Origin of the sequence: Rhodococcus sp. AH-ZY2, from assembly GCF_030916465.1 — a bacterium.
GTDB lineage: Bacteria > Actinomycetota > Actinomycetes > Mycobacteriales > Mycobacteriaceae > Rhodococcus > Rhodococcus ruber.
Map to the genome: position 1 here is coordinate 284,718 of NZ_CP126460.1, position 21,795 is coordinate 306,512.

Here is a 21,795-nt window from a genome sequence, read left to right on the forward strand (position 1 = left end):
CGAACGGTGTGGCGTGAAAAGAGGACGTGGGGTCCTGCCTGGTAGGGATTGTTTCGAGCAAGAAGCAACCCGGAGCAGGACCCCACGTGATTACCTATCGTGCCACGCTCGACGTGCCCGAGCACACCCTGACCTTCGTCGCCCGTATCCTCGCTGCCCACCGCCGCAGGACCGATCGCCGGCCGTGGCAGCGGGCCGCGACCGTCTACGTCCAGGCTCTGATGGTGCTGCGGTGGTTTCGCGACGGCACCGCTGTCGCCACCCTGGCGCGCGATGCCCGCATCTCGCAGGCCACCGCCTACCGGTATCTCCATGAAGGTATCGACGTGATCGCTGCGCACGCCCCGGACCTGCACGACGTGCTCGAACGTGGGATCGAGTCCGGCTGGGAGCATGTCTGTCTCGACGGCACCCTCATCGCCTCGACTCGCTGCCGGGAGCGTTCCGAGTCCGGGCACGACGTGTGGTACTCGGGTAAACATCGCCGCCATGGCGGCAACGTCCAGGTCCTGACCGATCCGACCGGCTACCCGATCTGGGTGTCCGAGGTTGCCCCCGGTTCGGTGCACGACCTCACCGCTGCTCGTCGGGGCGGGATCCTCGGCGCCCTCTACCACGCTGCCGCCGGCGGGATGCCCACCCTCGCCGACAAGGGGTACACCGGTGCCGGGATCGGTGTCCACGTCCCGACGAAAGGCCATGGTCTCGATGCCGGCGCCCGTTGCCGCAACACGGTGTTGTCTGCGATGCGTGCTCCGGCCGAACGCGCGAACGCGCTGCTGAAGACCCGGTGGAAGGCGCTGCAGCGAATCAGTCTGTGTCCGTGGAGGATCGGCTCGATCGCTGCTGCGGCTCTCGTTCTTCTTCACCTGCAAGCACCGGCCTGGTGAGAAAACCTCAGTAGTCGATCTTCTTCCGGAAGTCGCGAGCGTTCTTCTTGTTCAGGTCGATGGTGTACTCCACCCCATCGACAGCGAAACTGATGGTTTCTCCGTCATCGTCCAACGCAGTTCCATCGATGTCGTCGAAAGTCTCAACGATTGTTCTACGCGCCACAGGTTGATCTCCTCTTCGAATGCATCCGGCCGGAGTCTAAGTAGCCTCTTGTCACCAAAGCCAAACCAACTCCGAAACCCACATCATTGACATGAACAACTCTACTCAGAAATTATCGCACGACTGCGACGATCCAGCGCCTCAGAACTCATGGCCGACAAGCCACATAGAGGTCCGTAATCCCATGCCTATCGCGGTTCGTCACCGCATGCGACATCAGACGACCGAGGCCTTTCTGTTTATGCAGCCCGTCACACGCCACCTCGGCCCGTGAGAGCACCGTGATCCGCAAAATAGTTGAGTAGACGCGACCACACAAAACAGCGGCAGCGGTCCGGATCGCGTCCTTCGCGTACTCCGCGCCCATCAGGTCCATGCCCTGCGCCCGAGATGCCATATGGGCGATCGCATCGACCCTCAATTCCTACAGCCACGTTCGCCGCTCGGGAACCCCGCGAATCAGCAAGCACGACACCAGACTTCGAAACAAAGGTACGTCTTGTAAACCCTCTGGCATCGCATCGGCCACGAAAGTGTTCGATTGGACACCACCGCAGTAACCATCGCGGCCGGCCGGAACGAATCCGCAATTCGGTTCGCGCAGCGGCCCATCGGTGTCGTTCGCACCACCGCCAGAGCGAGCGATCCGAAGCAACCAACAAGCTTCGACGTAGTTTCACGTCCCCACGACAGGATTTCAACGACCGACGCGTAGGGATTCTGAACACAAACGTTCTCACTTGATCGGACCGCCGGAAATATGACCCCGTGAGCCGATCACGGTTCGAGCCGGACTCCCCGTCAATTAGCTCAGCACCGGCCACGACCTGATGCCTGGACCAACACAGTGAAGAAACCGGCAACAGTAGGTGCGGCCTACGAAAGCCAGCCATCTCACATCACGATCGCGCACGACTACTGACGCCACACTCCACAAGGGACCGCAGACACTGCAGCGAAGGCCCAATAGAACCTGGGCTGTGTCAAGGATTGTGGACAGGTCCTCGGTGATTTCGGGTGTGTCAGGCCGCCTCGGTTAGGTCCTCGGCGGCGGGATTGTGGGCGTCGGCCCATGCCTGGGCCGGGGTGCGGTAGCCCAGGCTGGAGTGCGGTCTTTGACGGTTGTAGAACACCTCGATGTACTCGGCGACGGCGAACCGTGCTCGGGCGCGGGTATGGAACACCTGCTGGTGGTACATCTCGTTTTTCAGGGTGGCGAAGAACGTCTCCGCCGCGGCGTTGTCCCAGCACACCCCGGTGCGGCCCATCGACTGCACGAACCCGTGCTGGGTGCAGTAGGTGACGAATTCGTCGGAGGTGTACTGAGACCCGTGGTCGGAGTGAAATATTGCCCCTTCGGCGGCTTGGCCCTGCGTACGGGCCATTTCCAGGGCGTCGACGACCAGGCTGGCGCGCATGTGCTCAGCGGTCTGCCATCCGATCACCTTGCGCGTGGCCAGGTCGATCACGGTGGCCAGGTACAGCCACCCCTGGCCGGTGCGTAGGTAGGTGATGTCGCCGACCAGTGCGGTGCCGGGGCGGTGACTGCTCGGGGCGAAGTCGCGGCCCAGCTTGTCGGCGAAGACTTGGGCTTTCTCGTCCGGGACGGTGGTGCGTTTGTAGGCCTTGCGCTGGATCGCCGCCAGGCCGAGCTCGCGCATCAGGTCGGCCACGAGCCCCACCGAGGCCGGGTGCCCCTCGTCATTGAGAATGGCAGCGATGCGCCGGCACCCGGCAGTGCCGCGCTGCTTATGGAAAACGCGCTCGACCTCCATCTTCAGCGCTTCGCGGCGCGCCTGGGTGGCTGTAACCTGCCCGGCGCGGGCGCGCCACGCGTAGAACGACGAGCGGGCCACGCCGAGCTGGGCGCACATCCAGTCGATCGGAAAGTTCGCCTTCTCCGCCTCGATCAGGACTGACTTCTCGTTCAGTCCTGCTCCCGGGCGAAGAAGGCCGCGGCTTTTTTTAGGAACTCATTTTCCATCTTCAGCTTGCGGTTCTGCTCCTCGAGCTCGGCCAGCCTGCCGTGGTCGGCCGGACTCATCGACGTGTCCGGCTCCGGATTGGCCTGCCGGTGCTTCTGAACCCAGTTGCCCAGAGTGCCCGGGTTGATCGCCAACTCCCCGGCCACCTCGGCAATCGAGCGGTCACTCTGCAGGACCAGCTGCACCGCCTCGGTCTTGAACTGCGGACTGAACTTCCGCCTCGAACTCGCTGCCATGATCTCGATCCTCTCGCCTCAAGAGGTTGTCCAAGATCTTTGATACACCCCAACCCGAACCCTTGCCCCGACAGTAGCGACGGGTTGATCGAGCCCTTCCTCATCATTGGGCGACAAGAACTGTCTACGGCTCGTCCTTCCAGCAAGACCAGCCTTGGCACGGGTCCCGCATCGCGAAGACCCGAACGCGGACCGCGGACTGCACCGATCCGCAGCTGCGTTCACCAGGCCACTCCCCCACTCGAGTCGACACCGACCCACTCGAAGCTGACTCCGCCCAGTTAGGTGCTCATCCCGGACAGGTTCCCTGAATTCAAGCTGCCGCACGACGAACGTCAACTCTCCTGCACGCGTGAGGCACCTCCGGGCGACCCTGTCGGCGACGCACGAACCACTAGTACACCCGACTCGCAGACACCCTGAATCGCCCCGAGATCCGTGTCCGCTCTCCCGCGCGACACCAGCAACTCGAGGTCACCCACTGCGATCGTGCGCGCAGCGCAGGCGTCACGCCGGACCCTGTCCCCTACTCCGTACGGATGAAGTACGCTCCATCCGCCACCGCCCAGCGACTCATCGAAGCCAAGGCACTACCCTCGGACTCCTCGACCCCCGGACTTCTCGACCCCCGGACTCCTCGACGCAGTTTCACCCGAGCACGGCGCGCAGAGACCTACTCCCTCGGAGAGTCCAAGGAGCCCATCTCTGCCGACATCCACCGCGCGGAGGGACGTGTTCTCCTCCACGACGTGCTCGTCGGCGACTTCGTCTACGGCCACACCTGTACACACGCTCCGCCCTGGATCATCCACGCCACTCCTGTGCGATTCGAGGACGTCGAGAGCGGTCCGATCGCGTGCTTCGGCCGTCTCACTGTCAGCTAGTAACGTGCGCCGCCGGTTCGCCTACGACCTGCGCGGCGCCCGCCCTCGAGTGCGCACCGCGCCCGATGTCGCTGCAAGATGGCTCACGGCACGCCGGGTACGGTAGGCACTGATCTTTCACTCCCTCCCCCTGATTTCACCGGTCTCCGCGAAATCGGGGATGTGAGGGCACGATTCGTAATTACAGTCCGTCAATGCGTCTGCCCGACTCTCGCATACCATCGACCCGTGAAAATAAATTCGAGCCGGTGCGCGACATGAGAGGGATCATGTGATGAAATTACTGCCAGGAATATAAACCGACGGGAGGAGATCGAACCGTACCCATCGCACACAACTACATGACGCTTGGACAGCACATGACAAAGCCCCCTTGCGGAGGCTCGTCATTCGGTCGAACTTTGCCGAGATCGACCGGAACTCCGAACACCTAACGGCGTTAGTTTTCACCCTCACCGTCAGGTGTCCTTTTGGGGACGAAGTTGCCGCTTCGACTCCATTTTGTGCTTTCACCAGGGATTTCCTTGCCGAGATCCCCGATTCCCCGAAGGGACTTACCGTGCCTGGTACGTCTCAGGGTACCCCATGCCCTGAACAGCAAACAACCTTTTCGACGACCTCCGATGAGCAGATCACACGCCCAGAGGACGAATTCGCCGTTTCCCCTGTCGCCAATTTCGGCGATATTCAATATTCCGACGCCGTATCTCGGGCTAAAGAAAATATCGAACGCGTCGAAAAAATGAATGAGGAAAGCGATCAGCGCGGCCGCACGTGGTCAATTCCCGTCTCGCCGCAATTGCAGGCCAAAACCCCAATATGGTCAGGTCGCACACAATGGCAACGCCAAGTCCGCGAGATTCTCAACCGCGAAGAGGGCAGAAATCTCTGCCGGCGCCATCACGCCGACCCCGAACGTGTCTTTGCCGTCGCGGTGAGCATGGCATCGTTCGCGGATCAGCGGACAGGCCGACGCGTCACAGCGTCCCGCGAAGTACTCGCAGAACGCGCAGGGGTGTCTGTCACTGTTCTCAAGCGCGCTCGACGAGTGCTGGTCGAGTTCGGGTTGGCCCGCGAGATGGTCCGAGGACGTTTCCTACGTACACTCGAACAGTGGGCAGCTGAAGCGCATCATGGACGTAAACAGATCAAGGCCACCAGCGTCTGGGCTCTGCTCTCCCCCAGATCAGTCGTCCTTCGGACCACCCGCGACCGCCTGCCCCAGGCGACGTCTCCCGCGCAGCGCTGGACCAGGACGCCCGCGGCAACCAACGAACCGCGGCGGCCGCGTTATCCCCAGAGCCGGGACCGTGGCCCCCAATCTGTTGCTCTATCTTTTAGTACTTGTACTTCTGTTAAGAAGTACAAGACAACGCGCGCGAGCGCGCGCTGGCAGGATGACTCTCAAGAACAGCCCCGAGAGCCGCGCCCAATCAGCCTCCAGAAGGCTGCTGCGGGATTAATTGCGCATGCTCCATGTCTGGACACCGGCGAGCATATCGGGTCCGTCTGTGAGGCTCTCAGAGACCATTACGTCGATCCGGAGCGTTGGAGTGGTCGCGATATCGCCGTTGCGCTCACTGAAGACACTCGGCGACGTGGTTGGATGTGGCCTACGCGAGGTTCGCTAAAGCATCCTGTCCGATACCTTCGATGGAGACTCTCCGCGATCGACTGGTCACTCCCCTCCCCCACCGAGCGTGCCGAGGCCGCGAAACGACGTCGCGATGCCGAACGTCATGCAGCTGCACTCGCGATGGTGGAACGAGCGCAAGAGACTGCATCGGAAAGCGTTCGGCGTACCGCGATGGCGCGGATCCGCAGCGTGTTGCAAGAGAAACGCGCTTAGGACGCCCGGAATGTGTTGACTGACGGCACGCTCGAGTGTCGCCACCAGCAGGTAAGTTTGACGAACCCAGACCTCATCCTTGAGCGGTGTGTCGGCCCAGCGATGAGTGCGTGCCCATGGTTTACCGCGGTAAACCATGAGATTTCCCTGTGCGGCGGAGTGGGCTATTGCCAAGGTGCGTCTTCGCGTAGGAGTTGACTCCGCGGTTTACCGCGGTAAACCCGACCTCTCCACCCCCTCATCTGATCTCCAGTGATCTCGTCCTGTTCTCCGTGGCGGTGATGGCTATCACTTCCGAGCCCGCTATGGGCTCCTAGGCTGTGCTATCGCGGTCAGGCGGCAAGGTGGTTCAAAAGCACGTCTCGGACGAGCCCAAACCACCTTAGGTGTGTCTTCGGTTTACCGCGGTAAACGACAGGCTCGACGACCACCGGCTTACCTCTGAGTTGCTCGACGGCGGGATACCCTGCCTCCGCTTAATTGGTTTACCGCGGTAAACCACGGGCAAGAAGCGAATCCTCTCGCCGGCTATTCACCGACCATGGCAGTTGCTCGACCGTCTGCGCCCTTCGATCGGTTGCGCTTCGCATCAACGATCTTCTTGCAGCGGCCCGCTGTTTACCGCGGTAAACAGCAAGTCCGTGTCCAGTCGACGTCCACCCCTGAACCGTTCCTGGTTTACCGCGGTAAACCAGGAACAGAATCTCCTGAGCGAGAGCGCCAGGATGCGAGCTTGATCAATGTTGTCGCGGTACTGGTTTACCGCGGTAAACCAGTACCGCGGAAGACAGTCCTGCTCCGCTGTTCGCATCTCGGCTTGTTCAGTGCATTGCCCCTTCCTTGCCGGTTGCACCCAGACCGCTAAGAGACATCGCATCTCGGACAGGTCACTGACATCGAGGGTATGTTCCGTCGAGACGAGTAATCTTCGGTCCCGAATAACTCGCCTTGGCGGTTTACCGCGGTAAACCGCCAAGGCGAGTTGGATTCTGCTAGCGCACTAGAGCTGGAGAAGGACACGATCAGATAGTCCGGGGCCAGTGCGGTTTACCGCGGTAAACCGCACTGGCTATAGGGGTTCTGACATAGAGCGTCTCGGTATCTATAGTGAGATCCACTCTCGCCGGCACGAATCGGAGCCTCGGTTGTAGGAGTGAGCTACGCGGAGGACCGACCACAGGTCCGCGTTGTTTACCGCGGTAAACAACACCAGTGCACGGTGGGACAGGCGAATCGAACACGAGACGCACGTTCGGTGCATTCTGTCTCACCTCCCGTCAACCGTGACTCTGCTGCAACAGGTTGCCCCGAAACCCGTTCAGGCGGGGGAGTGGGGCAGGGATTCGTTTACCGCGGTAAACCCGCATAGATCGACCCACGCCTCATGATCTCGCGGACGGATATCGGCGGATAACGGAAAGGCGGATTGAGCGGCACACATTCGTCACTGGAGGACATAGGCTGGGCTGGTTTACCGCGGTAAACCCCTTGCGGATGTTGTCTGTCCAGAGGTGAAGCGCATCTGATGCGGGCCGCGACGAGCTCCCAACGCAAGCTAGAGGCGACCTTTGCGACTGCCTCGTTTACCGCGGTAAACGAGGCAGTCGCATCGAGACACGACATGCGACGACACTCCGCGGATGCACTCACGCAGTCCAGTTTTGTAGGGATGGGTTGCTAGGAGTGGTGGTCGGGGAGGATTGAGAAACCAACGCCACTGTAGTTAGATCCGTGCCACCGGGCATCGGCCAAGGTTCGGTTGTTCCTTGGTTGTGAGGAGCCGGGGAGGTCACGCGTTCGGCTGTTCGAGCCCTGAGTCGACCCGTGTATGAACGAGCAGCGCAGGTGACACATCGGTTGCGTGCTCAAGACAACGGCATGGAAATGAGGATCTTCCTGATAATATCCGTCGATGGACGGAGCGCCGAGGCCAAAACCTACGGCAGTTTACCGCGGTAAACTGCCGCTTCGGCAAACGGTATCGGGCGACCATTGAAGCGGAATGCGCCGATCGGCGACGGCGCAAGGAGCGCCGGGATACTGTCCTCCTTCAGCGAGTTCCACCAGGGCAGTGTTGCGTATAGCGCCGAAAAGCATCGTGCACGCTTTGTCGCGCATGACGGTCGGCGTGATAATTCATCGTCACTGTGACGAAATGGAATCAGGGTAGAGGTAACCCTCGAACGGTAGAATCAACACCGCGTTCCGCCTCATGCATGATGCCTTCGCAACGGTGCCGGTGACACGCCGAAGCGATCAAAGTTTTTCGGCCCAGAACCGAGGCGGACTCGAGTCGGGGGAGTGCCCTTGTGTACCCTTCGACCTCGACCCGGCCGCGTTTCCATCCACGCGTCGACAGTCTCAGGGAGCCAACCGAACCGGGGCCCGATCGACGCATCGGCTTGCGGCAGAACGCCTTTCCGTAGATAGCCTTTGGCGGTGTTGTAGGTGATGCCGACACGGTCGGCAACTTCGTGCAAAGTCAGGTAGCGAAGCACATCTGCGATGATACGGCGAAAGCTTGTTCGGTAGACCCGTAAGGGTCTATTGTACGAGTTGCGCGCCTCATGAAACTGCATCGGAACCGTTACAGTGGTGCAGGCGCAATCGTCATCTCCGCCAAACGATGACGACGCGAGTCCGAAGTAGCCCCACCCTGGGGTGAAGCATACGGAGGTAACCTGTGGCTGTTCATGTCATGCTCAACCAAAAAGGTGGCGTCGGAAAATCGACGCTCACCATGAACCTCGCCGCCGTCAAAGCGGATGTCCTCACCGCAGGTGACGACGACGATGTTCAGTCCCCGGTCGCCGCGATCTCGGTCGACCCCCAGGGCTCCGCAGTCTGGTGGGCTTCGCGCGTCGAGGAGTTGCCGTTTCTGATCGATCAGGTCCACGACAACCTCGACGTGCTACGTAATCTCGACAAGCTGCCCGGCATCAAGCACGTCTACGTCGACACCCCGGGCTGGATCGACCTGTCCGGCGCCGACGACGGCACCGATGTGCTCGGCACCGGCAGTTCCGCCGACGCCCTGCGCGCCGTGCTCGAGGTCGCCGATCTCGTCATCGTTCCGATCGAACCCGAACCGCTGTGCTTCGATCCCACCGCGCGCACCATCAAGCAGGTCATCGAACCGCTCGGCAAGAAATTCATTGTTGTGGTGAACAATTGGGATCCCCGCGACGGCAAGGTCGACCTCGAGCAGACCCGCGAGTTCGTCCAGGCCAACGGCTGGCCGCTGGCGCGAACGGTGGTGCGGCACTACAAGGTCCACACCCGCGCCGCTGCCGAAGGCCGTGTGGTCACCGAGTACGAAGCCAACCGCGTCTCGTTGCAGGCGCGGGAGGATTTCTACAAGCTCAGCCTTGAGCTCGCGGACGGTGGTCGCTGATGCCGCCCAAGGGTGGGCGCGCGAACTTCGCCTCCCTCGTCGGAGCAGTCGGCGACAATTCTCCGGTCGACCGCAAGCGTACCCCCACACCCACGAAGACGAAGACGACGATCGAGCCGCTCGAAGGCCAACTGCTCGCCGATGTTCCGGTCGATCAGCTCATCGCCAACCCCCGCAACCCGCGCGACGAACTCGGTGATCTGTCGGATCTGGCCACGATCGCCGACCGGCAGCTGCAACCCGGCACCGTCGTCAGCCGCACAGCCTGGCTGAAACTGTGGCCCGAAGACGAAGACGACCTCGGTGCAGCGCAGTACATCGTTGTCAACGGCAACCGCCGGCTCGCCGCCGCCCAGAAATACGGCCGCCCCGGCCTCGATGTGGTGCTACGCGACAGCATCGCCGTCGACAAGGGCGAAATCCTGTGGGCGGCAACGAGTGAGAACATCGACCGCCGCGACTTCGACGTCCTCGAAGAAGCCAAGGCCGTCGAGTTGATGGTCTCCGAGTTCGGGAGCGCAGACGCGGCAGCGAAGAAACTCGGCCGGTCCAAAGGCTGGGTGTCCCAACGCCGCGCTCTGCTCAAACTCGCCCCCGAGCTGCAAGCAGCCCTGCGTGCAGGTGATCTCGCTGTGCGCCAGGCCCGCTCGTTAGCCCGGGTTCCGCTCGAGGAGCAGGTCGCGGCGTGGGAAGCGGCCCAGAATCCGGAGCCGGAAGCCGACGCAGAGACTGCGGAGCCCGACGCGCCGCAGCCGAAAGAGCCTGCGAGCAAGCTCGAGCCGGTGGACAAGGTGGCTCAGGCGCTCAAGCGTCTGGGGGCGGATCCGGATGTGCTGGCCGCGGCGGTGCGGAAGCACTTCACCGACGACGAGCGCCGCAAGCTCATCGATGCACTCGAGCTCCGGTAACCGCGACTCGGAGACAGGTTCGGTGGATCGCAGAAGGACTGCAGTGGTGAGCCGATGAGCGGAATCGACGACCAGATCGCCCTTTTCGACCTCGACCCCGAACCTGAAAAGCCGCTGAACGGTTCGGTCGCACCCGAAGACACAGCGACCGAGGCACCACCGCCACCAGCAAAGGACGACCTGCAGTCGGCCGATGCAGAAACCGCCCCACCCGACCCCGTTGACGTTGCCGACATCGATGAGGTGGAGAAGCCGGCGACCGAGGTCCGCCCGTGGGAATCCCTGCCTGTGACCGAGGACGCGGACGGTCACGCGATCATTGTCACCGCCGCAGCGACGTACACACCCTCGGGCGTTCGGCTGACCGGGCCGGTCGACTCGATCGAGAAGCTGGACAAGCTGCTGCACTGGGCAGCGCTGACCCCCCACGGACTCACCGCCCAGGTGTGGTTCGTCGGTATCGACTCCTGCGCCCAGCTCGGATGGACCATCGATCCCGGCAGCGAAGACGACGTCGACGACCTCGAACAACTCCGTCAACGCGCAGCGACCGAACTGACCCACGCCATCGCCGCAACCCTGCCGCCTCTGATTGCTGCAGGATGGGAACTCCGCGGCGACCCCGGCTACGTCATCCACCTCATCCGCAAGGTCGGCAAGGCCACCCAGATGGTCGACCTCGTCCTCGAGCCCTACGTATGGACGTATTGGAACAAGGACTTCGGTTGGGGAAACCGTGTCGGAGACATGGGCATCCTCGGCAATCCCGCCGCTGGCACCTATCTCCCTGACGACGACCTTCCCGCCGCCCGCGAACTCGGCCGCCGCCTCGCCTGGTCCATCAAACACCTCGACACCCTGCCCGGACCGACTCCCGCCCGCACCGGCGCTGCAGTCCTGGACAAGATCCGCCGCGAACGCCTCCGCACCGGCAAGGGCATCGTCGTCACCGCCGGCGGCCCGATCCCACCGATCGACGGAGCCCCACGCGGAGACTTCGAACCCCCCGCCGGCTGGTCCCGCATCCCGGATACCGACGATCTCGACGGTGCCACCTCACTGGTCACCATCGACCAGCGCGCCGCCTACCTCGCCTCCGCAGGAATGTTGTCCTTCGGCTACGGCCGAATCCGCAACCTCCTAGGTGCCGACGCCGCGGCCGCGGCAGCAGTCGACAAGCCGGCATTCGGAATCTGGCGCGTGACTCTGCCCGCCGCCGCGCAGTACGCGCTGCCGGAAAAACTGCCGCTGCCGCACCCGGCGATGCTCGACGACCAACCCGTACGAACATGGATCACCACCGTCAGCCTCGACGGATTGTGCGCACCCATCGCAGACGGCGGGATGGGCCTGGACGTCGATGACCTCGACATCACCGAGGCCTGGGTCTACGAAGAACAAGGCCGCGCCCTCGACAAGTGGGCCAAAGTGCTGCGCGAGGCCCGCGCTGTCACGGCCGAGACCGGCGATGTAGCGATGAAACGGTTCCTCGGCGCCTGCTACAAGGGCTACGTCGGCCGGATGGTAAACCCCGACATGTGGACCGCCACCCGCATGCAGCACCACCACCAGCCCCTGTGGCGTGCGGCGATCATGGCGCACTGCCGCTGGCGTGGACGCCGAGTGGCGATGCGCATCGCCCGTGAAACCGGACGCTGGCCGATCCGCACCATGACCGACTCCTGGGTGTATCTAGTGGGGGAGGAGCAGGATCTCGCCGACGACAGCGACGCGCTCGGCAAGATGACCTTGGAGAAGCAAGTAGCGCTGACCGACGAGATGCTCCTGGCGTTCGCGGCCGCAGAGACCACCCATGACGTTCGTCTCGCGATCGCCGCAGCCTACGGTTCACCGGACCAGGAGGACTAGGTGGCACTGCACCTACCGAAGCCGCGGTCGAAATCCGTCCCGCAGAAAACCGTCGGCCTCGACGGTATGAACGTCACTGTTGCGGCTGCGGCAGCCGAGGGAGTCGCCAAAGCACAACAAACAAGTAGGGGGCTGGCCGGATTGACCTCGAGGGTCTCGGTCAGACAGCTCCGGACCGAGATCGGGAACGACGGTTTGCGGCAGGCCGCCATCGATGCCGGCCGTACACCGCCGTCGGACCGGACTCTGCGCCGCTGGGCGCAGCAAGGACGCATCCCCCATGCCGAGGTGGTCGAGTTGGCCCAACGTCGCGCCGCCATCGCACGGCTCGGGGGAGTGAACGAGGTAGCCAAGAAGATCGGCCGCAGCCCGTCCTCGGTACGCAAGTACATCTCCGGAAAGACCAACGAGCTGCGCAACGATGCACGGTCGAAACTCAAGGATGTCAAGGCCAAGGACATCATGGGCAAGGCCGGGGTTCTCAACCCCGACGGCACACCGAAGATCGCCACCATCCGGGTCACCGGACGCGTGCACGTCCGCAACGGCGATGAATCCGGCTACGATTACCGCACCCGCACACTGGATTTCGGTAACTCCGATATCCCCTTCAGTGCCGCAGAATCGCAAGCGTTGGCTGCAGCGCTGGCCAACGACGACCAAGCCCGAGTCGTTGCTATCCTCGAACGCCACGCGACGATCGACTATCCCGAGAACAAGGGATTCGATGTCTACAGCGATCAGTTCGGCTTCCACTTCGACGCCATCGACAAGATCGACGTCACCTGGCACTGAGGCAAGGTCACCGAGGGCCGCTTCCGCTATGCGGGGCGGCCCCTCCACGGTTCGGCGCGTGTCTTTGAGGCCGGTCATGTGCGCGGTTCAAGCAGCGAAAAGCGGGTCCGAGAAGTAGTTCACCCCGTTGGGAAAAACCCCGGTTGTGGGTGAACGTATGCAGGCACATCCCCATTCGGTCATCAGAGGTACCCATGCCTGTCAGACATTCGAGGTCCCGCCGCACTGTTGCGCTGGTTGCCACCGCGACCGTCGCGAGCGGAAGCGCGCTACTCACTGCACCTGTGATCGCGCATGCGGCTCCGACCAAGTGCGCGGCGACGTTCAACCTCTTCATTCCCGGCACCTGGGAGACCGACGAGAACGCTGACCCCAGTCAGCCGGTGGGCATGCTCAAGCCGGTCGCGGACGCGCTCGAGAATGCCCACGGCAGTGCTGTCGAGGTCTACACGTTGCCGTACATGGCCAGAGCCTTCGACAACGGTCATACCTACGCCGACAGCAAGGCCGACGCGGTGTCGAAGGCCAAGCAGGTGCTCGCAGACGTCGCGAACTCGTGCCCCCGAACGAAGTTCACGATGATCGGCTACTCGCAGGGCGCGGACGCTGCCGGCGACATCGCCTCCGACATCGGCAACGGCAGAGGACCCATCGACGCCAGCCGTGTACTCGCAGTCGGTCTGTTGGCAGATCCTGGGGCAGGAACGAAAGGGTCAGCGACCGTGGGCCCGCGCACGTCCGGGCAAGGCATCGCTGATCCGCGACCCCAGGGAATGGGGGCCCTGTCCGGCCGCGTCGCCTCGATCTGCGACCCGGGGGATCTGTACTGCTCGATCGAGAAGGGATCGAGCCCGTTGCTCGGCTCACTGGGGTCGATCCTGAGCAAGAGCTCGAGCGTCGGTGCTGTCCCCACTGCGGAATCTGGGGTCCACACGCAGCTCGCCGCGGCCCTGACCTCCGACTTCTCTGATGCGGATCTGCCGGCCCTGGGGACCGAGGTGGCCACTGTTGGGCAGCAGCTGACGGCACCGACTGTCGATATCGACCAGGTGGCCGACACCGCCCGATCCATCGCGAAGACCCTCGCTCCGCTGACCGATCTCCTCAGTTCCGGTGCAGCGAACCCCGCGGCGAACGGCCAGCTCCTCGCCGCGCCGGTCGGGACCGCCGAGCACACTGCTGGTGAAGTCCTCACCCGCGCGGGGCAATCCGACCTCAAAAGTGCCTTCAACGCGGCCCTCGAGATCGCGGACACCGCGAGTACCCTTGCCGGGGGCGCCTCCGCCAGCCTCCCGTCCTCTGCGCCCGAGATCCAGACGCTTGCCGACAATGCAAACCTGCTGACCGGCCAGGTCGGACCGCTGGTTTCCACCCCCGCTGAGGCGCTCAGTTCGGCCACCAGTGTGCTGTCGGTGCTCAAACCGACCGTGGTCGTCAACCAGGTTCTTAACGTCGCGACCGGCGTGACTTCCCTGGACCTGCCCGGCATTCTCAACAACCTGACCCTGCTGCCGCAGAAGGTCGCTGCGCTCGACGCGCACGGAGCCCACCAGATCGCAGGCGAGCTGAACAACCAATTCTCGCCGTTGGTGACGATGGCCGCGGAGGTCGACATGCGATGGGTCTCGCACATCCTTGCGGTCATCCCGGACCCATCCGGCGCGACGCAGATCGCTGCCCTCGTGGCGTCGATCTTGTCGAACGTCGATGTGATCAGGCTGGCCAACATCGTCGGCCAGATTCAGGAGATCGCCTGGGCAGCTCTCGAAAAGCTCTTCCCGCCGCCGGGGATCGCGCCTGATCCAATCGGTGCGGGGGCTGCCATGACCGGCCTGCTGCCGGTGGGGCTGGATCTGGCATCGGTTGCGGTTGACATGCTCTCGGGTAAGGCCACCAAGACCCCGCCGGAGCTGCTGGGCAAGCAGACGAACGCGGTGTCGACGAGTATCACCACCGAGGCCGCGAACCTGGATCTTCCGCAGCTGTCGGACTCTGTGGTCACGCTCTCGCAATCCCCGGGTGCTCAGGATCTTGCCGCACTGGTCAGTGAAGGGCTCAGTGCTGCGAGTTTCTTCACCTCCGGTGCTCACACCAACTACAACACTCTCGTGGTCGACAACGCCGGGCGAAATGCCATCCAGTGGCTTTCCGACTGGCTCAATCTTCAGATCGGACGTGCCGTATGAGTTCCCGTGCCCACAATCCGTCTGCCCGCTGGATCTGGTGCGCTCCATGCGCTCACCGGGGATATCTCACCCGTGGTGACGCGCGGGCGGTCCGAAAGCGTCACCGGGGGGAGAAGGGTCTGGCGGTGTTCGCGTGCCCTCACATCGACGGCCTGTTTCACATCGGGCACCGTCCTGACGCGTTGAGTAGCGGGGAAATAGGTCGTGGCCTGCTGCGCACTCAGGCGGTGCGGGCTGCGGCGGCAGAGCGGTGGACGTCGTGAACAAGGCTGTGCTCGTGGTTTGGGGTGCATTCGCTTTCGTCGAGCTCGGCGAGGCGAGAGGTCCGGGGACCAAGGACTCCCCGGGGATACCTGATATGGCTCGGCTTGGCCTACCCGAACAAATGATCTTGGTGATGCACAGTATTCGGCATGGATACCGCGAAGGTGTTGCTCCTCAGTGATGAACAGTGGGGCAGCGAGGTGCTCCTTCCGCATCGTCCGTTCGCGACGAAGCAACTCGAACACGGTCAATACAGGATGAGCCGCGACGACGCCTTGACGATGCGTTACATCCAGCACTCCCCACACGCCTTGCTCGGATCGATCGTCATCGACTGCGACCACCCCGACGCGGCGCTGCGGGCGTTCGAAAAACCCTCGGATCATCCGGCACCGAGCTGGGTGTCCCAGTCCCCGTCCGGTCGCGCGCACCTGGGCTGGTGGCTCGGCGACAACCGCATCTGCCGCACCGATTCGGCGCGCATGATGCCCCTGCGCTTGGCGCATCGCATCGAGCGGGGCCTATGCCTGTCCGTAGGTGGGGATTTCTCCTACGGCGGGCAGCTGACCAAGAATCCGATTCATCCCGACTGGGAAACCCTCTACGGGACCGCCGATCCGTACGCCTTGCGGGACTTGGTCACCATCCACACCCCGCGTCAGGCGCCGCGCCGACCAGACCGCTCTGCCGGGCTGGGCCGCAACGTCACCATGTTCGACACCGCCCGCAAGTGGGCCTATCCGCAGTGGTGGAGCCACCGCAACGACACCCTCAACCAGTGGCTCCAGCTCGTGCTGCAACGCTGCCACGCCGTCAACACCGAGTTCACCGACCCGCTGCCCTTCGTCGAAGTCCGCGCCACCGCGTATTCCATCGGCAAATGGATCTGGCGCAACTTCGACGAGACCACCTTCCGCGCCCGTCAGGCCGTACGAGGCAGCAAAGGCGGCAAGGTCATGACCGAGGCCAAGCGGGAGGCCAACCGTAAACGCGCCACCAAGTTCGATCTGGCCACGGCCTTGGAGTACGCGCTGTGACCGGCGGAGCGAGGGCGAAGCAACGCCGAGCCATCACCGCCAAAGAACTCGCGCAGCGGCTCGGCTCCTCCGAACGCACCGCCCGGCGATTAGTAGCCGAGCCCCGAAAAGACTTCCTCGAACGCGCGCAAGCACGCCGTACACAAGTCGTCGAACTACGTGAACAGGGGATGAAGTACCGCGAGATCGCCGACCAAATGGGTATCTCCACCGGCGCGGTCGGCAGGATCCTGCACGATGCCCGCGAAGCGAAAAGAAAGCACTAGTAAATTGCCGAGTGTTGACACTGATGTCAGCGCTGAGCCAGCACGCCCACGTTGTTCATGAATATATTTCTCGGTTCAGTGATACGACATGTTCCGGTATCATATGGAATATTAGCTGTCATATGGACTATTAGTGCCCATAGTGGTGGGTTAGCGTCCCCGACGGACTGATGGTCGTTGAAGTCGACGCGTCAGAGAACGCAGCGGGAGGGAATATGAGCAACGCCAGAGATCGAGAAGCGCACTATGCGCGGCATTGCTGATGCCGTAAAGGCTGGCGCCTACGAGGTGGTCGATCACTCCGTGGAGGTTCGTCCGGGCTATCGCCCCCGCCGGCCGCGCCGTGGGGACGCGGCCGAAGAAACCTGGCCCCTGGCTGTTCGACTGACCGACGCCGATCGGCAGCGACTGGCGGAGTATGCCGATCGGATGGGCAACCGATGAGCGCGGTCATCCAGGCGGCTATCGACGAGTACCTCGGCAACCACCCAGCCGCCTGAGCTCGCGAATCGAACCTTCACGTGGGTCGTAACCGCGTCACCGGCCGCGCAGCGTGTCGCATGAGCGGATCGTCAAACGCGACACTCGTCGCGCGGCTGAAGACCGCTGCTCTGATTTGTGCATTCGGCTGGATTAGGCGCTGCGAATACCTACATCTAAGCCTGAATCCACCGACTGGCCGTTGATGTAGGCGTTCGGAAGTGCACGGCGGTCCGGTGGTGGCCGAGACCGGGGGGGTATCCGCTGGTCTACCCAGCTTTTCCGGCTCTTCACTATGGATCTCGTGGACCGGTTGGTCTGACTCCTTGATGGGCGTGACGGTCTCGGCTCGGTGGGCGCAGGATGGGTCTGGTGGGCGGGTCTGGCTCACGGCTCTTCTGACGCCACTGCAGGTTGGTGGCTGTCCTGTCTGCGACGTGTCGACCGGCTCGGCTCACTCGTTTGAGTGCAGCCCGGCGGGCCGTCATGTCCTGATAGGAGTCTGGCGAGATCCCCGATAGTGAACTGACTGACGCCCGGCCGGACTGCGCACCCGACAAGATGGAAGGGCGCAGTCCCATGGTGAATCAGGATCACCTCGAGGTCTACGGCGGAATCGATACCCACGCCGACACCCACCACGTCGCAGCGATCGATGCCACCGGACGACGACTGGCAGATGTACAGGTCCCAGCGACCGCGGCCGGCTACCAGGCGGCGTTGCGGTTCCTGCGGTCCTGGCCTGGGCTGGTGAAGGTAGGCATCGAGTGCACCGGCTCGTACGGGGCTGGGGTCAGTCGTGCGATGCAGGTCGCGGGCATCGCGGTCAGTGAGGTCAACCGCCCCAACCGGTTCGATCGCCGGATTCGCGGCAAGAGCGATCCCTTCGACGCCTATTCGGCCGCTGAGGCGGTGCTGTCGGGTCGAGCCAGCGCCGCACCCAAGGGTGGCGATGGGTTGGTGGAGTCGCTCCGGGTGCTGCGCACCTCGAGGTCGTCTGCACTGACCGCCAGGACAGCGACGATCAACCAGATCAAGGGCATGCTGATCACGGCGCCAGAGGAGCTGCGTTCGCGTTACCGGGGCCTGTCGAACACCAAGTTGATCGCTGCGCTGGCGGCGTCACGACCGACACCTGCGCCGGTGACCGCAGCCGAGGCCACGGCCTACAGCCTGCGGCTGCTGGCGCGGCGCTGGCAAGCACTGACCGAGCAGATCGAGGACTTGTCCGGGCACCTGCAACGGCTACTCGAAGACCATGCCCCGGACCTGATGAGCGTCTTCGGCTGCGGCCGAGACACCGTGGCGCAGCTGCTGATCACCGCCGGCGACAACCCTGACAGGCTACGCTCGGAAGCCGCGTTCGCGGCACTGGCCGGAGCCTGTCCGATACCGGCGTCGTCGGGCAAGACCAACCGTCACCGACTCAACCGCGCAGGCGACCGGCAGGCGAACTCAGCGCTCTACCACATCGTGCTCGTGCGGCTGCGCTACGACCAGCAGACCCGTAACTACGCGACACGACGGATCGCGGAAGGCAAGACGAAGATGGAAATCATCCGCTGCCTGAAACGGTATCTCGTTCGGCAGCTCTATCCACTCATCGTCCAGACGCTGCAGCCTCGACGCCAAACGACCGCCGCTTGACAGCAAGTCAATAGGAGTGTCGCAGTTAGCAGTGGCATTGGCGCCGGCTGGATGCGACCCGACGTGATCGACGAGTGCAGGCCCACCGTACCCGGCGGCGTTGGTTCTCCGGGGTACGGAATCCGAACGCGATGCGGCCGACGTGCTTGACGATGCGGTTGTAGCCTTCACTGCGCGCATTCGACAGGCCGGAGGTGATCGCCAGGATCATCGGTTCCTGCCACGCCGAGATGGTCGTCGCCAGCTTGCCGATCTCCGGGACCCGGCATGCCGCGCAGAACGTGTAGAACCGGTGCAGCGCATCTCGGATCTCGTATCGCAGACCACCACGGTCGGTGCAGCGCAACACATCGCGCAGCAGTTCCTTCGCTATCCATGCGGCGGCGATGTCCCCGTGCGGGTCGGCGGAGGTCAGCTTCTCGAACAGTGTCGATCGTTGCTCATCGGTTAGGCGCTCCGCGGCCCGCAGCAGCCGGCGGCGATTAATCCATTCGACATCGCTCTTGCGGCCGCGCCGACCCCGCTCGGCCTGGGTGACCCTGCGCCGGACGGTATCGACCATCTCGTTGGCCTTCTTGACCAGGTGGAACCGGTCCACCACCAGCTGCGCGTGCGGCAGTGCCTCGCGCACCGCCTTCGCATACACCGACGACATATCGATCGCGACATGGGTGATCTGCGCCTTCCATGCCTCGTCGCGGGCGTCGAACCAGTCGATCACCACGGCGGAGGTGCGTCCGTTGACCTGCGCCAGCAACCCTTGATCGCCGGTCAGGTCGACCAGTCCGGTGTCCCACCGGTCCACCCATCTCCGTTCCCCGGTCTCGGGGCAAGTTTCCCATTTCGCCTTCCCGCGTCGGGTCTCATCGATCCCGAGGACGACCACCGGTTCGGGTTCGTCGCCAGGGCGGCGTCGGCGACCACGACGAGGTGGCCGTGGACAGTGTGCCAGGCGCACCCGTAGTCGCCGGCGACCGCGGACACCGACCGGTCCCCGTCGAGGACCGCCTCGACCAGCAGCGCCTTCGCTCGGGGCGTGACCCGTGCCCGGGACGGCACCCCCGGCGTCGACTCGGTGAACACCTTACGGGCACAGGAGGTATTGGTGCACAACCATTTCCGTTTCCGCCACACCAACAGCGGACGGTCGGGTCCGACCTGCACATCCCGCGGTCTGGTGGTGACCCAACCCTTCGAACGCGTGGACTTCTGCCCGCACTGCGGGCAGACCCCGACCCATTCGGGTGCCGTTGCGATCTGCACGATCCGGCTGCCCTCGACCGTGCGCTGCACCGATTCGACGATGACGCCGTCGAGATCGAGCAGCAATGAACTACCGTGGTGCATGCCCGCGTTCCTTGCTGTCCTGGATGCCTGAGAACACCCAGCTCACAAGGGCGCGGGCCCTTTTTCAATCACCGACACGGCAACGGGGTCGATCGGCACCAGCCCCTACCAAGTGCGAAGAGCCGCTTTTCCACTGCGAGCGAGTTCGACCGACGGTGTCGGGGATGGTTGAGGTCAGGCAACCACAGAGGGCCGATAGTCGATCGTGTTGCGCCACAACTGCAACCAGTGTGAGGCGTACGGCCAGTGGCTGGGTAGGTGCAGGATCGGCTTTCGTTGCGGCCGGGCCAGGCGTGCCGGGACGGCGACGATCTTGCGGCGCAGCGTCGCTCCTCGGGCGCGGCCGTATCGACCGCCGGCGAGGACGCCGGTGGCGCGCAGCAGATTGTGGGCGATCGCGGCGCAGAGCACCCAGGCGGAGTTCGCCCCGAACGACCCGGACGGCATGTGGGCGAGCGGACCGTCGATCAGGTCGGCGAACACGGTTTCGATGATCGCGTGTCTGCGGTGGACGAGGTCGGCCTCGGTGGTGGGCAGGGTCGAGTTGGTGAAGAACGGGTGATACCGCCACACCGGGATCAGGGCATCGGGATAGCGGGCGTCCTTGACGCGGCGCACCACCAATCGGGCGGTAGTGCGGTCTTTCGTGTAGGCGAAGGCGGTGTAGGAGATTTCGGCGACCTCGGCGTCGGAGATCCAGGCTCCGGTGTCGGGGTCGCGGACCGCGTTCGGGTATTGCACCGGCGTCCATGCGTTGTCGTCGATCGCGGCGATCGCCTTCTTGATCGCCGGATTCTTCGTCATCACCAGGGAGAACTGGGCGTCGGTGCGCAGGCAGGCGCGCACGACCTTGCGGGTGCCGTAGGCGGAGTCGCCGCGCACCAGGACGCGTCCGGTGGCACCGGCGGCCCGGGCGGTGGCGATCGCTCCGGCCACCATGTGCCCGGCGCCCTTGCCGGATCCGGTCTTGCCCGAGCGCAGTCGCATCCCGGCGATCACCGGGGCACAGTCGTCGGTGCTGAGCACCGCGGCGAGCGGGGACAGACCTTTGCGCAGCACCTGCTTGCCGGCGATCTTGGTGTGTCCGTAGCTCGCGCCCTGCTTGGCGTGGCCGTAGACCGGGCGGAGCAGCGAGTCGATGTCGAGATACACCTGCTTCGTGCCGCCGGGCAGCAGATCGACCCGGTCCGAGAGGGCGGCCAGATGTGTACGCAGCACCGATTCGAGTTGGCGGGCGTGTCCGAAGCTGAACTCGCGCAGCAGGGTTCCGATTGTCGACGGCGCGTACACCCGATCGAACAGGGTGGTCATGCCACCGGAGCGCAGCACATCGACATCATCGATGCTGTCCGCGCCGGCGCACATTCCGGCGATGAGTGTGGTCAGTTTCGGGGCCGGGTTCGCCGCTCCGGATGTGATCTTCGAGGTGGTGATCGTGACCTTCTCGGCCAGCAGATGCGGCAGGCCGGTCTGTTCGGCCAACGTCATCACCGGCACCAGGCCGCCGTAGGACACGAGGTTGTCGTCGTCGAACATCGCGGACCTCGCGCCGAACCTGTGGGACACTTGCACCGGAAGTGCCTTTCTCGAAC

Annotated in this window: 13 protein-coding genes and 1 pseudogene; 10 read left to right on the plus strand and 4 right to left on the minus strand. The window is 63.7% G+C overall.

All coding sequences use genetic code 11. The annotated features are described in order from the left end of the window. The first annotated feature begins 86 nt into the window (after positions 1 to 86). Positions 87 to 890, plus strand: coding sequence for an IS5 family transposase (locus QNA09_RS28850; RefSeq protein WP_219130572.1), 804 nt, complete (start codon positions 87 to 89; stop codon positions 888 to 890). A gap of 7 nt (positions 891 to 897) precedes the next feature. Here the strand turns inward: QNA09_RS28850 and QNA09_RS28855 are convergent, their stop codons facing one another. Together QNA09_RS28855 and QNA09_RS28860 are read right to left on the minus strand one after the other, a co-directional pair. Continuing rightward, positions 898 to 1,056, minus strand: coding sequence for an Lsr2 family protein (locus QNA09_RS28855; RefSeq protein WP_257606232.1), 159 nt, complete (start codon positions 1,054 to 1,056; stop codon positions 898 to 900). Between the two features lie 1,022 nt (positions 1,057 to 2,078). Then, a protein-coding gene (locus QNA09_RS28860) for an IS3 family transposase (RefSeq protein ID WP_141764068.1) occupies positions 2,079 to 3,277 on the minus strand; the annotation gives its coding sequence in 2 pieces (ribosomal slippage) (positions 2,079 to 3,022 and positions 3,022 to 3,277; 1,200 coding nt in all). A gap of 539 nt (positions 3,278 to 3,816) precedes the next feature. On the opposite strand from QNA09_RS28860, the gene QNA09_RS28865 reads away from it, so the two are divergent. The 9 genes from QNA09_RS28865 to QNA09_RS28905 all read left to right on the plus strand — a co-directional run bounded on the left by QNA09_RS28865 (position 3,817) and on the right by QNA09_RS28905 (position 18,856). Next, positions 3,817 to 4,161 (plus strand): hypothetical protein, encoded by a 345-nt coding sequence (locus QNA09_RS28865; RefSeq protein ID WP_064257745.1) that lies wholly within the window; start codon positions 3,817 to 3,819, stop codon positions 4,159 to 4,161. A gap of 4,547 nt (positions 4,162 to 8,708) precedes the next feature. Next, entirely contained in the window at positions 8,709 to 9,404 is a 696-nt protein-coding gene (locus QNA09_RS28870; RefSeq protein WP_080597800.1) for a ParA family protein, read from the plus strand. Beyond that, positions 9,404 to 10,312: a peptide transporter gene (locus QNA09_RS28875; RefSeq protein WP_219130580.1), complete on the plus strand. Its 909-nt coding sequence runs from the start codon at positions 9,404 to 9,406 to the stop codon at positions 10,310 to 10,312. Before QNA09_RS28870 ends, QNA09_RS28875 begins: the two co-directional genes overlap by 1 nt. 54 nt (positions 10,313 to 10,366) lie before the next feature. Then, on the plus strand, positions 10,367 to 12,181 hold the full coding sequence (locus QNA09_RS28880; protein WP_064257726.1) for a hypothetical protein: 1,815 nt from the start codon (positions 10,367 to 10,369) through the stop codon (positions 12,179 to 12,181). Then, the gene (locus QNA09_RS28885; protein ID WP_064257727.1) at positions 12,182 to 12,976 is read left to right on the plus strand and encodes a hypothetical protein; all 795 of its coding nucleotides are present in this window, start codon (positions 12,182 to 12,184) and stop codon (positions 12,974 to 12,976) included. A gap of 194 nt (positions 12,977 to 13,170) precedes the next feature. Then, positions 13,171 to 15,162: a cutinase family protein gene (locus QNA09_RS28890; protein WP_308072597.1), complete on the plus strand. Its 1,992-nt coding sequence runs from the start codon at positions 13,171 to 13,173 to the stop codon at positions 15,160 to 15,162. 413 nt (positions 15,163 to 15,575) lie between these two features. Continuing rightward, the gene (locus tag QNA09_RS28895) at positions 15,576 to 16,463 is read left to right on the plus strand and encodes a replication initiation protein (RefSeq protein WP_064257729.1); all 888 of its coding nucleotides are present in this window, start codon (positions 15,576 to 15,578) and stop codon (positions 16,461 to 16,463) included. Further along, positions 16,460 to 16,729, plus strand: a complete 270-nt coding sequence (locus QNA09_RS28900; RefSeq protein WP_064257730.1) for a helix-turn-helix domain-containing protein — start codon at positions 16,460 to 16,462, stop codon at positions 16,727 to 16,729. The genes QNA09_RS28895 and QNA09_RS28900 overlap by 4 nt, the downstream gene beginning before the upstream one ends. A 1,059-nt stretch (positions 16,730 to 17,788) precedes the next feature. Beyond that, positions 17,789 to 18,856 carry an IS110 family transposase gene (locus tag QNA09_RS28905; protein ID WP_064061575.1) on the plus strand — a complete coding sequence of 356 codons (1,068 nt, stop codon included), beginning with the start codon at positions 17,789 to 17,791 and terminating at the stop codon, positions 18,854 to 18,856. Positions 18,857 to 18,881: 25 nt separating this feature from the next. On the opposite strand, the pseudogene QNA09_RS28910 reads toward QNA09_RS28905, so the two are convergent. Continuing rightward, positions 18,882 to 20,249: pseudogene (locus tag QNA09_RS28910) on the minus strand (ISL3 family transposase). Between the two features lie 128 nt (positions 20,250 to 20,377). After that, positions 20,378 to 21,775, minus strand: coding sequence for an IS1380 family transposase (locus tag QNA09_RS28915; RefSeq protein ID WP_064257011.1), 1,398 nt, complete (start codon positions 21,773 to 21,775; stop codon positions 20,378 to 20,380). Positions 21,776 to 21,795: the final 20 nt, after the last annotated feature.

Excerpts from the sequence above, each read along its gene's own strand:
- QNA09_RS28880 (WP_064257726.1), top strand. The coding sequence starts at position 10,367 with ATGAGCGGAATCGACGACCAGATCGCCCTTTTCGACCTCGACCCCGAA.
- QNA09_RS28890 (WP_308072597.1), top strand. The coding sequence starts at position 13,171 with ATGCCTGTCAGACATTCGAGGTCCCGCCGCACTGTTGCGCTGGTTGCC.
- QNA09_RS28905 (WP_064061575.1), top strand. The coding sequence starts at position 17,789 with ATGGTGAATCAGGATCACCTCGAGGTCTACGGCGGAATCGATACCCAC.
- QNA09_RS28865 (WP_064257745.1), top strand. The coding sequence starts at position 3,817 with ATGAAGTACGCTCCATCCGCCACCGCCCAGCGACTCATCGAAGCCAAG.
- QNA09_RS28875 (WP_219130580.1), top strand. The coding sequence starts at position 9,404 with ATGCCGCCCAAGGGTGGGCGCGCGAACTTCGCCTCCCTCGTCGGAGCA.
- QNA09_RS28895 (WP_064257729.1), top strand. The coding sequence starts at position 15,576 with ATGGATACCGCGAAGGTGTTGCTCCTCAGTGATGAACAGTGGGGCAGC.
- QNA09_RS28870 (WP_080597800.1), top strand. The coding sequence starts at position 8,709 with ATGCTCAACCAAAAAGGTGGCGTCGGAAAATCGACGCTCACCATGAAC.